Genomic DNA, 9,312 nt, shown 5'->3' with positions numbered 1-9,312 from the left:
CGGTGAATTCCGGCAGAAGAAAGTGGAACTGGAACACGAAGCCGAGCGTCGACAGCCTTGTCGCCGCGCGCTCCCGCTCGTCCATCGGATCGGCATCGCGACCGCCGATGCTGAGCTTTCCGCCAGTCGGACGGTCGAGCAATCCGAGCAGATAGAGCAGTGACGATTTGCCCGAGCCCGATGGGCCGGTGATGGCAACGAACTCCCTCTCCTCGATCGAAAGCGTGACGTCCTTGACCAGCGTGACGGGAATGGTTTCCGGCAGCACGCGCGTCAGATTCTCGGTCTTGATCAGCACGCTCATGTCGCGCCTCTGATGATATCGACCGGGTTCTGCCGCGCCGCGCGGCGCGCTGGAAGATACCCGGCCACCGCGGCGGAGCCGATCGCGAAGCCGGACGCGATGACATAGTGCAGCACGCTCCAGGCGATCGGCAGATGCGTCATCTCCTGCCCCGTCGCGGCGATCTCGAACCGCACCAGGGAGAGGCCATAGACCATGGAGAAGCCGAGAAGCCAACCGAGCGCGGAGCCGGCGCCACCGATTGCCACGCCTTCGAGCAGGAACAGCCCGCGCATGTCGGCCTCCGGGAAACCGAGCGATTTCATGATCGCGATGTCGCGCGCCTTCTCATGCGTGATGGTGGAAATGATGTTGTAGATGCCGAAGCCGGCAACGAGCATGATCGCTCCGACGACGGTGTACATGATGATATTGCGGATGACGAGCGCCTGGAGAATGGACTCGTTCGCCTCCTGCCAGGCCACCGCCTTGTAGCCGAGCTCGGCTTCGGTGCGGCGCGCAACCGCCGGAGCGCGGTTCGGATCGTTCAGCTTGATGCGAATCTCGTTGATGGCGTTCGGTCGCTCCGAAAGAATTTGCGCGTTCTTCAACAGCACATAGGCCTCGCCCTCGTCGCGGGCGGTGGTGCCGGTGTGGAAGAGGCCGACGATCTTGAAGTTGCGCGTCAGCCCCTCAGAGGAGACCACCGTTATCGTGTCGCCAAACCCCGCGCCGAGCCGGCTCGCCATCGTATCGCCGATGAGCACGTTGTTGCCGCCGGACGCGAGTGCGTTGAAGCTGCCCTGAACGAAATCCTCCACGATCGGCGACACGCCGGGTTCGCGTTCGGGGTCGATGCCGATGATGGTCGCGCCCACCTCGCGGCTGGAATAGCGGATCACGCCCTGCGTCTTGAGGCTCACCGCGAACCGCCCAGGAATCCAACTCGCCAGCCACGCGGTCGCGGCCGTCGGATTGATGATACCGCGGCGGTCGTCGCGCGGCCTAAGCCCCGAAATGGCGACCGCGTTGAAAACGTCTTCGGCCGGCTGGCGGCGGGCCGTGCGCTGGTCATCGGTGATGTCGACATGCGGCATTGTGTCGACGAGTTGCCGTACGAAATCATCCTGTCCGCCCTGCATCAGCGCTGCCATGGCGATTGAGAATCCGACTCCGACGGCGACGCCGAGCACGGCAACGAGCGTCTGCCGGCCTCGGCCGGCGATGTGTGTGATGGCGATGTCGAGAATAAGCCGCATCGGACCTCACTTCCGCTCTGCCGCGACCGTCACGCGCGCGCCGTCAGCGAGTTCGGTCGGGTAGGGCGAGATGACTTGCGCCCGCGCATCGATGCCCGACAGAACCTCGACGCCGTTGGTGCCGCGAATGCCGGTGCGGACTTCACGCCGCCGGGTCGTCTCGCCCTCGACCACGAAGACATTATTGCCTTCGATCGCCACCGACGGAACCAGCAGGGCATTCTTCGAGACGCGGATGACGATATTGACGTCGGCCGACATGCCGATCCTGAGCGGCGTATCGTCCGGCAGTTGGAAATAGACGCGATAGGTCTTCGTCACCGGATCTCCCTTCGGTGTGATGCGATCGACAACGGCCTCCAGATTCTGTCCGGGAAAGGCATCGGCCCTGAGCAGTGTGCGCTGGCCGATCTCGACCCGCGGGATGTCCTCCTCGTTGACTTCGGCGACCACCAGAAGCGGCTTCGGCTCGCCGACCCAGAACAGCACCGTGCCGAGTTCGGCAATCTCTCCCACCTCGCCGTCCTGCCTCAGCACGACGCCAGGGCTTGGTGCTCGGATGACATAGGTTTCCAGGCGGGCCTTCTGCCCGGCCACGAGCGCCTCGATCTGGGACAACTCGCTCCGCGCACGATCGAGTGCCTGCTGGCTCGCCGCGTTCTTCTCAGCAAGCACGCTTTGGCGCTGGAACTCCTGCTCTGCAAGGGCCCGTCTTGCTTCGAGTTCTCCCAGCGCTGCTCGAACCTCGCTGTCGTCGAGCCGGGCGAGCACGTCGCCTTGCGCTACTCTTGCTCCCTCACAATTGCATTGCTCAACGATCCTTTCGCGCACAACCGGAGCCACCTTGGCCCAGCTATTCGGCTCGACCGAGCCGCTCGCATAGACGATCTCGGCGGCGTCGCCGCGCCAGGGCGTCACGATTGAAACAGGCGTCGCCCGCAACAGATACCAGGCCGTGCCGCCAACCAGGGCCGCAACGACGACAATTCCCGCAACCGAGCCTCTTACCCGCATGGAGCGCTCCCTTGATACCGGCCGCCAAGATGAGCGCCGAAATGATGAAAACGGCCAAGCCCACCAAGCATTGCATGACGATTGCGACCGACGCCAAGGGCAAAGAAACTACTTGATCGACACGTCGATCAAGTAGGGGCACGCCGAATGTGAAAAGTCGAATACCTCACGCGGCCGACGCCGGATTCGTTCGCGCGGGCATTTTCGGAAGGTAGGGCGCGAGATGGCGGGCTGCCGGCGGTCGTTCGCGCCGCTCGCTTTGCGCCGAGAGCGGCAGGCCCGTCGTCGGGCACTCGTCCCGGGGCAAACAGATACCTCTCGGGCCTTCGGTACCAGGCGAATGGCTTATTCCAGAAACATCAGGGCTGTGGCCAGAAATCCCATTCCGAAGCAAGATGCCATCGAATAGGCGATCATCCCCACAGCCAGATAGTCGCCGCTGTCTGACGACAAATGGCTGCCGACCGTGCCGAAAGTCACGAGCCAGCATGCTACCGTCAACCCGATGATCGCCCCCATAGCGAGATTCTTGACCACAAAGAGCACCAGTGGAGGCATGAGTTCTGCTCCTGAAGAGCATTCGCGGCGCTGCCCACGGCTTTCGGCCTTGTGACTTCAGCACCTGTCACTCAACGCCAAAACCTGCATCTGGTTGCTCTTCCTGTCTGTTTTCGCACCGGTTCGACGGGCTGTCCGCAGTTTGCCTATGGCCGACCAGGCAAGCGCAAGCGGCACCGCGCGACGCGAATACGCGTCCGCCTCTGGCTCAATCACCGCCTGTAGACATCGCGGCGCCAATCACCCAATCTTGCCCCCAGGGAACAAGAAGCGCTTCGAAGAAAGCGCGGACCTTCGGGTGCGCATGAAAAATCGATGGACCTTGTATGATCCACGGCTGGCCTGGATGCTGATCGCGCCGGTGCTGTTGCTGCTGATCTTCTTCCTGGTGCTGCCGATCGCCGTGATGGCGGCCTACACCTTCTTCACCTTCGTCACCGCCGGCGTCGAAACGAGCGCCTTGTCGAGCGCCAACTGGCACGAATTCCTGACCGACAGCTACTATCACGGCTTCCTGTTGAAGACGCTGAGGGTCGGCGCCATGACGGCGCTGCTCTGCGGTGTGCTCGGCTATTTCCCGGCCTATTTCATCTGGGCCACGAGCTTCAAGCACAAGTGGCTGCTCCTGCTTCTGCTCATCGTGCCGTTCTGGATCAGCTTCACCATCCGCACCTTCTCCTGGATCAACATCCTGGGCGAACAGGGCGTCATCAACGTGGCGCTCATGAAGATGGGCATTATCAGCGAGCCGCTGCCGATGCTCTACACCGAGGGCGCGGTGATCATGGGGCTGCTGCATTTCCTGCTGCCCTACATGATCCTCAACGTCTATGTCAGCCTGGAGAGCATCGACCGCACTCTGATCGCGGCGGCGCGTTCGATGGGCTGCACCAGCGCGCAGGCGTTCCGCGAGGTCACGCTGCCGCTCTCGCTGCCCGGCCTGGCGGCGGGCCTGCTACTCTGCTTCGTGCTGGCCGCCGGCAGTTATGTGACGCCGCAGCTTCTGGGCTCGGGGCGCGACGCGCTGTTCGGCAATCTGATCTACGACACCATCATGGGCGAGCTGAACTGGCCGATGGGCGCCACGCTTTCCATCGTGCTGTTCGTCGTGCTCGGCTTCTTCGCCGCCATCTACACCCGCTACATGGGCATGTCGCAGATCGTCAAAGGATTGGGTGGGTGATGAAAGCGGGCCGGCCGAACAAGGAAGGCAGATGGGCCTGGCGGCTCACCGGCTTCGTCACTTTATGCGTCTATATCTTCATGTTCGCGCCGATTGCGGCGACCATCATCCTGTCGTTCAACGCCTCGATGTTCGGCGGCTTCCCGATGACCGGTTTTTCGCTCCAATGGTACGGCAAGCTGATGGCGAATGAGGCGGTGCTGGCCGCCTTCCGCACGTCACTGTGGATCGCCCTGGTCACCGCGGTCGCCACCACAGCGATCGGCGTCGTCACGTCTTTCGCGCTGGTGCGCTTCGAGTTCCCCGGCAAGCAGATGCTGAGCACGCTGGTGATCCTGCCGGCGCTGGTGCCGGAAACCATTTTGGGCGTCGGCCTGCTGGTGCTGATCAAGGCGGTCGACCAGCCGAGGACCCTGCTTCTGCTGGTGCTCGGCCATATCCTGCTCGCCGTGCCCTACGTTGTGCTGATCACCCAGGCGCGCATGGTCGGTATCCGGCGTGTCTATGAGGAGGCGGCGCTTTCGCTGGGCGCCTCGCGCTTCTCGTCCTTCCGCGAGATCACGCTGCCGCTGCTCATCCCAGCCGTGGTCGCTGGCGCGCTGCTCGCCTTCACCATCTCGTTCGACAATACGTCGGCCAGCCTGTTCTGGCGGCCGGCCGGGGTCGAGACCATGCCGACGCAAATCCTTTCGATGCTGAAAATCTCGATCAGTCCGGAGATCAACGCGCTCGGCACCGTGATGATCCTGGTGACCGTCGGCATACCGCTGATCGGCGGCCTGATCCTGCAAAGCCTGACCCGATTGAAAAGACGCGGCGAACCAAAGGAGGACGCACGATGAAACTGACCACCACCAAGCGGCTGGAACGGCTGCACGACCGCTATGTCAACGGCGATCTCAGCCGCCGCACGTTCCTGAGCCTGACCGCCGCCGCCGCCGCGTCCGCGGGCCTCTCCATGCCGTGGATGAGCCGGGCGCTCGCCGCGGTCGAACAGGTCCGCTTCGACGGCTGGGGCGGAACGGTGCAGGACGCGATCGACAAATACGCCTTCCAGCCCTACACGGCCAAGACCAAGATCAAGGTGGTCCAGGGCACGTTCGGCGACGAGAACGAGATCATCACCAAGATCAAGACGGCGAAGCCCGGCGACTTCCAGATCGTGCATTCGTCCGGCGTCAACTACTACATCAAGTACGTGAATGCCGGCATGAACTCGGAGATCAACGAGGCCAACATTCCCAACATGGCGAATGTGCTGCAGCCGATGATCGAGCCGTTCCGCAAGCTGACGCCGAAGCTCTCGGCCGTTCCTTACGACTACGGCACCACCGGCATCGCCTACAACACCAAGGTGATTTCGCCGGAGGAGGCGAAGGAGAAGGGCGCGGGCCTGCTGCTCGACAAGAAATACGCCGGCAAGGTCGGCGGCTATGCCGACATGACCACGCGCGTCTGGTACGCGGCTCTGGCCACCGGACAGGATCCCAACAACATCAAGGACATGGATACGATCTGGGCCAAGGTGCGCGAGACGCGCGACCTCGCCAAGAAGTTCTGGAGCTCCGGCGCGGAGCTGATGGACCTGCTCTCCAAGGGCGAGATCGTGGTCACCGATGCCTGGTCCGGCCGCGTCGCCGCCCTGCAGGATCAGGGCCATCCGATCGGCTATCTCGACCCGGCGGGCTCCTATGCCTGGATGGAGGACATGCTGATCCTGAAAGGCTCGCCGATGGCCGAGTGCGAAGAGCTGATCAACTTCATGCTCGATCCGGCAACCTCCATCGCGGTGGCAGAGGGCCAGAGCTATCCGCCGTCGCTCGACCCGACCAAGGTCAAGCTCACCGAGAAGATCGAGAAGCTGCCGGCCTTCGACAAGACGGGCTCGATGAAGGCGCTGACCTTCGCCGATCCGGTGTACTGGGCGACCAACGAGGACGCCTGGACCAAGCAGTGGGACAGGATCGCGAAAGGTGCCTGACGAAACGTCGCTCAGCCCCCGGCCGGTCTCGGCCGGGGCGCCCTCCCCCGTCACGGCCTCCAGCACGGAGAAGCCGGCGGTCGAGTTCCGCAGCATCGACATCGCCTACGGCAAGTTCGTCGCGGTGCGCGATTTTTCGCTGTCGATCCGCAAGGGCAGCTTCGTCACGCTGCTCGGACCTTCGGGCTGCGGCAAGACGACGATCCTGCGCTCCATCGCCGGGCTGGTCGACATCTCAAGCGGCCAGATCATGATCGGCGGGCGGCGGGTCGACGACGTGCCGATCTACAAGCGCAACATCGGGCTGGTCTTCCAGAGCTACGCGCTGTTCCCGCACAAGACCGTCTTCGACAATGTCGCCTTCGGCCTGAAATACCGCAACGTGCCGAAGCCGGAGATCGCGCGCAAAGTGGGCCGGGCGCTCGACATGGTGCGGCTGCCGGGCAGCGAGAAGAAACTGCCCTCGCAATTGTCGGGCGGGCAGCAGCAGCGCATCGCGCTGGCGCGGGCCATCGTCTTCCAGCCGCAGGTGCTTTTGCTCGACGAGCCGCTGTCGGCGCTCGACGCCAACATGCGCGAGGAAATGCGCGTCGAGATCAAGAAGATCCAGAAGGAAACCGGCATCACCGCCATCTTCGTCACGCACGATCAGGAAGAGGCGCTCTCCATGTCGGATCGCATCGTGGTGATGAACGCCGGTTCGGTGGAGCAGATCGGCACGCCGGAGGAGGTCTACGAGATGCCGGCCACCGCCTTCGTCGCCGATTTCCTCGGCAAGGCCAACATGCTCGCCGGAACGGTGAGCAAGTCCGACGGAGCGATCGCGATCACGCTCGCCGCCGGCCAGACGATCGATGTGACGTCTCCACGGCCGCTGGCGCCAGGCAGCAAGGTCACCATCGTGGTCCGGCCGCAGAAACTGTCGGTCGGCGCCACGGCGAGCACCAACCGGCTGTCCGGCCGCGTCGTCTCGACCTCGTATCTCGGCGGCAGCGCCATCTACGAGATCGACATCGGCGGCGAGACCAGCATCCGCGCCAACGCGCCGATCAACGGCCGCATCGTTCGCGAGGGCGAGCCGATCGAGGTCGGGTTCGATCCGGCCGGATGCGTTCTGCTCGACGAGAGCGGGCAGCGGATTTCGTAGGGTGTGTTGATATTCAGGTGATGCCGGCTGACCTGAATCTCAACGCACCCTCGGACGCCGCGCCCCGCGCCTGCGCCGTTCCTTCATCGCGGGAGTCATTGTTTCGTCGCTTGAGCAGCCAAGCGGCCAGGATGCCTGAGATGGGTTGGCGTGATGCCGGTGTGCTGGCGGAACACCCGGCTGAAATGCCCGGCATTTTCGAAGCCGCATCGGTAGGCGATGTCGCCTATCTGCAGATCGCTCCCTTCCAGCAGCGACTTCGCGTAATGCACGCGCAGCGCAAGATAGGCAGCCATCGGGCTGGTGCCCAGTTCGGTCGCGAAAAGACGCTCGAGCTGGCGCCGCGAGCAATTCAGGCGGCTTGCGATCTCGGTAACCGATACCTTGTCCTGGAGATTGCTTTCCATCAGGAGCAAGGCCCGCTTCACCGCACGGCTCGCGGCTTCGGGAAACAGGTCGCCTACGGGCTGCACGTCGCTGATGTTGCGGATGCGATCGAGCACCAGGATCTTGGCGGCTTTTTCCGCTGCCTTCTGGCCGATGAACTGCGACACGAAATAGCCGGCGAGGTCGGCAGCGCCCGTGCCGCCGGCACATGTCGCGCGGCCGCGGTCGACGGAAAACAAACTGTCCGCATGCGCGTTCACGTCGGGGAACTCGGCCCGAAAATCCTTGATGTGGAACCAGCTGACGGCGGCGCTGTAGCCGTCCAGCAAGCCGTAGCGCGCCAGTACGAAGCTTCCCGTGCAAAGCGCGGTTATGGGCACGCCCCTCTCGGCGGCCCGCAAAAGGAATGCTTCCTTTTCCGAACTGAGACTGCGGTTGGTGTCGAGCAGGCCGCCGACCACGACGACGTTGTCGAAATCCTCCGGATTGCCGATCGCCTTCGTCGGCAGCAATTCGACGCCGCAGCTCGCCCGGATCGGCAGGCCGCGTTCGCCGACGATCTGCCAGTCGAATTCCACCCTGCGGCTGCGGTCGCCCTCATCGCCCGCCAGCCGCAGCGTGTCGATGAAGAGCGAAAGCGGCGACAGGGTGAAGTCGCGAACCAGCAGAAACGCAAATCTTTTGGCCATTCTCTTCCGGGATCGTCCCTCGCGTTATCCGACGCTCATTCGGATGGGATCGTCTTTTCCTGCCCCACACGGGTCACCGACCATCTGGCTATATATTGTGTACCAGGACTCGCCCACGAGCGCATGCGACTCTTCCAGCCGTGCCAAATATGATCGACTGGCAGATATGATTCCGAAGGTGCGCCATGAAGGGAAGCAAGGGCAGTCTCTATGACGATCTGAAGCGTCGCATCCTGACGATGGAGCTCGATCCCGACGAGGATCTGGACGAGGTGGCGCTGAGCGAACGCTATGGACTGTCGCGGACCCCGGTCAGGGAAATCTTCCGCCGGCTGGAGGGTGAAGGCTACATCGAAATCCGCGCGAACCGGGGGGCTAGGGTCGTTCCGATGAACCACTCGACGCTTCGGCAATTCTTCCTGGTCGCCCCGATGGTCTACGCCGCCATCGGCCGGCTGGCGGTGCAAAATTTCAAGCCTTCACAGATGACAGACTTGAAGGACACGCAGGAGCGTTTCCGCGCCGCGAGCAAATCTGGCGACGCGCTTGCCATGGTGATCGAGAACAACAGGTTTCACGAGATCATCGGCGAGATGTCCGCGAATGTCTATCTACAACCGAGCCTCGGCAGGTTGCTGATCGATCACGCCCGTATCGGCCGCACCTTCTTCCGCCCGCGCAATGATGACATGCGCAGGCGCCTAAAAATAGCAGTCGAACACCATGATGCGTTCATCTCGGCCATCGGCGGTCATGATGAGGACGCCGTTGTCGACCTCGTGTTCGAGCATTGGGAACTGTCGCGCGAGAA

At 63.1% G+C, this 9,312-nt stretch carries 10 protein-coding genes; 5 read left to right on the top strand and 5 right to left on the bottom strand.

The genetic code is table 11. The features are described from left to right. From EOA29_RS15475 to EOA29_RS15460, 4 genes are all read right to left on the bottom strand, one after another. Positions 1 to 304 (bottom strand): ATP-binding cassette domain-containing protein (locus EOA29_RS15475; protein WP_127221107.1); only part of this gene is annotated, 304 nt, incomplete at its 3' end. Beyond that, on the bottom strand, positions 301 to 1,542 hold the full coding sequence (locus tag EOA29_RS15470; protein ID WP_126094660.1) for an ABC transporter permease: 1,242 nt from the start codon (positions 1,540 to 1,542) through the stop codon (positions 301 to 303). The genes EOA29_RS15475 and EOA29_RS15470, both read right to left, overlap by 4 nt. A 6-nt stretch (positions 1,543 to 1,548) precedes the next feature. Beyond that, positions 1,549 to 2,556, bottom strand: a complete 1,008-nt coding sequence (locus EOA29_RS15465; RefSeq protein WP_126094661.1) for an efflux RND transporter periplasmic adaptor subunit — start codon at positions 2,554 to 2,556, stop codon at positions 1,549 to 1,551. Between the two features lie 345 nt (positions 2,557 to 2,901). Further along, a complete protein-coding gene (locus EOA29_RS15460) occupies positions 2,902 to 3,114 on the bottom strand; it encodes a hypothetical protein (protein WP_126094662.1) in 213 nt (70 codons plus the stop codon). Positions 3,115 to 3,418: 304 nt separating this feature from the next. Between EOA29_RS15460 and EOA29_RS15455 the strand changes: the two genes are divergently transcribed. Genes EOA29_RS15455 through EOA29_RS15440 form a run of 4 tightly spaced genes read left to right on the top strand, consistent with a single transcriptional unit; the run spans position 3,419 to position 7,425 of the window. Then, on the top strand, positions 3,419 to 4,297 hold the full coding sequence (locus tag EOA29_RS15455; protein ID WP_126094663.1) for an ABC transporter permease: 879 nt from the start codon (positions 3,419 to 3,421) through the stop codon (positions 4,295 to 4,297). Beyond that, complete coding sequence (locus EOA29_RS15450) at positions 4,297 to 5,139, top strand: ABC transporter permease (RefSeq protein ID WP_126095970.1); 843 nt, start codon at positions 4,297 to 4,299, stop codon at positions 5,137 to 5,139. Before EOA29_RS15455 ends, EOA29_RS15450 begins: the two co-directional genes overlap by 1 nt. After that, positions 5,136 to 6,278: an extracellular solute-binding protein gene (locus tag EOA29_RS15445; protein WP_126094664.1), complete on the top strand. Its 1,143-nt coding sequence runs from the start codon at positions 5,136 to 5,138 to the stop codon at positions 6,276 to 6,278. The genes EOA29_RS15450 and EOA29_RS15445 overlap by 4 nt, the downstream gene beginning before the upstream one ends. Next, positions 6,271 to 7,425 (top strand): ABC transporter ATP-binding protein, encoded by a 1,155-nt coding sequence (locus tag EOA29_RS15440; RefSeq protein ID WP_126094665.1) that lies wholly within the window; start codon positions 6,271 to 6,273, stop codon positions 7,423 to 7,425. Before EOA29_RS15445 ends, EOA29_RS15440 begins: the two co-directional genes overlap by 8 nt. A gap of 95 nt (positions 7,426 to 7,520) precedes the next feature. On the opposite strand, the gene EOA29_RS15435 is transcribed toward EOA29_RS15440, so the two are convergent. Continuing rightward, positions 7,521 to 8,501 carry a GlxA family transcriptional regulator gene (locus EOA29_RS15435; RefSeq protein WP_126094666.1) on the bottom strand — a complete coding sequence of 327 codons (981 nt, stop codon included), beginning with the start codon at positions 8,499 to 8,501 and terminating at the stop codon, positions 7,521 to 7,523. Between the two features lie 185 nt (positions 8,502 to 8,686). On the opposite strand from EOA29_RS15435, the gene EOA29_RS15430 reads away from it, so the two are divergent. Next, a partial coding sequence (locus EOA29_RS15430) for a GntR family transcriptional regulator (RefSeq protein ID WP_145969683.1) occupies positions 8,687 to 9,312 on the top strand: 626 nt, incomplete at its 3' end.

The organism is Mesorhizobium sp. M1E.F.Ca.ET.063.01.1.1, from assembly GCF_003998155.1.
GTDB lineage: Bacteria > Pseudomonadota > Alphaproteobacteria > Rhizobiales > Rhizobiaceae > Mesorhizobium.
Note: the sequence above shows the minus strand (reverse complement) of the source record. Positions and strands in the feature narration are given on the sequence as shown.

Coding starts and splice junctions, on each gene's coding strand:
- EOA29_RS15470 (WP_126094660.1), bottom strand. CDS start 1,542: ATGCGGCTTATTCTCGACATCGCCATCACACACATCGCCGGCCGAGGC.
- EOA29_RS15465 (WP_126094661.1), bottom strand. CDS start 2,556: ATGCGGGTAAGAGGCTCGGTTGCGGGAATTGTCGTCGTTGCGGCCCTG.
- EOA29_RS15460 (WP_126094662.1), bottom strand. CDS start 3,114: ATGCCTCCACTGGTGCTCTTTGTGGTCAAGAATCTCGCTATGGGGGCG.
- EOA29_RS15455 (WP_126094663.1), top strand. CDS start 3,419: ATGAAAAATCGATGGACCTTGTATGATCCACGGCTGGCCTGGATGCTG.
- EOA29_RS15450 (WP_126095970.1), top strand. CDS start 4,297: ATGAAAGCGGGCCGGCCGAACAAGGAAGGCAGATGGGCCTGGCGGCTC.
- EOA29_RS15445 (WP_126094664.1), top strand. CDS start 5,136: ATGAAACTGACCACCACCAAGCGGCTGGAACGGCTGCACGACCGCTAT.
- EOA29_RS15435 (WP_126094666.1), bottom strand. CDS start 8,501: ATGGCCAAAAGATTTGCGTTTCTGCTGGTTCGCGACTTCACCCTGTCG.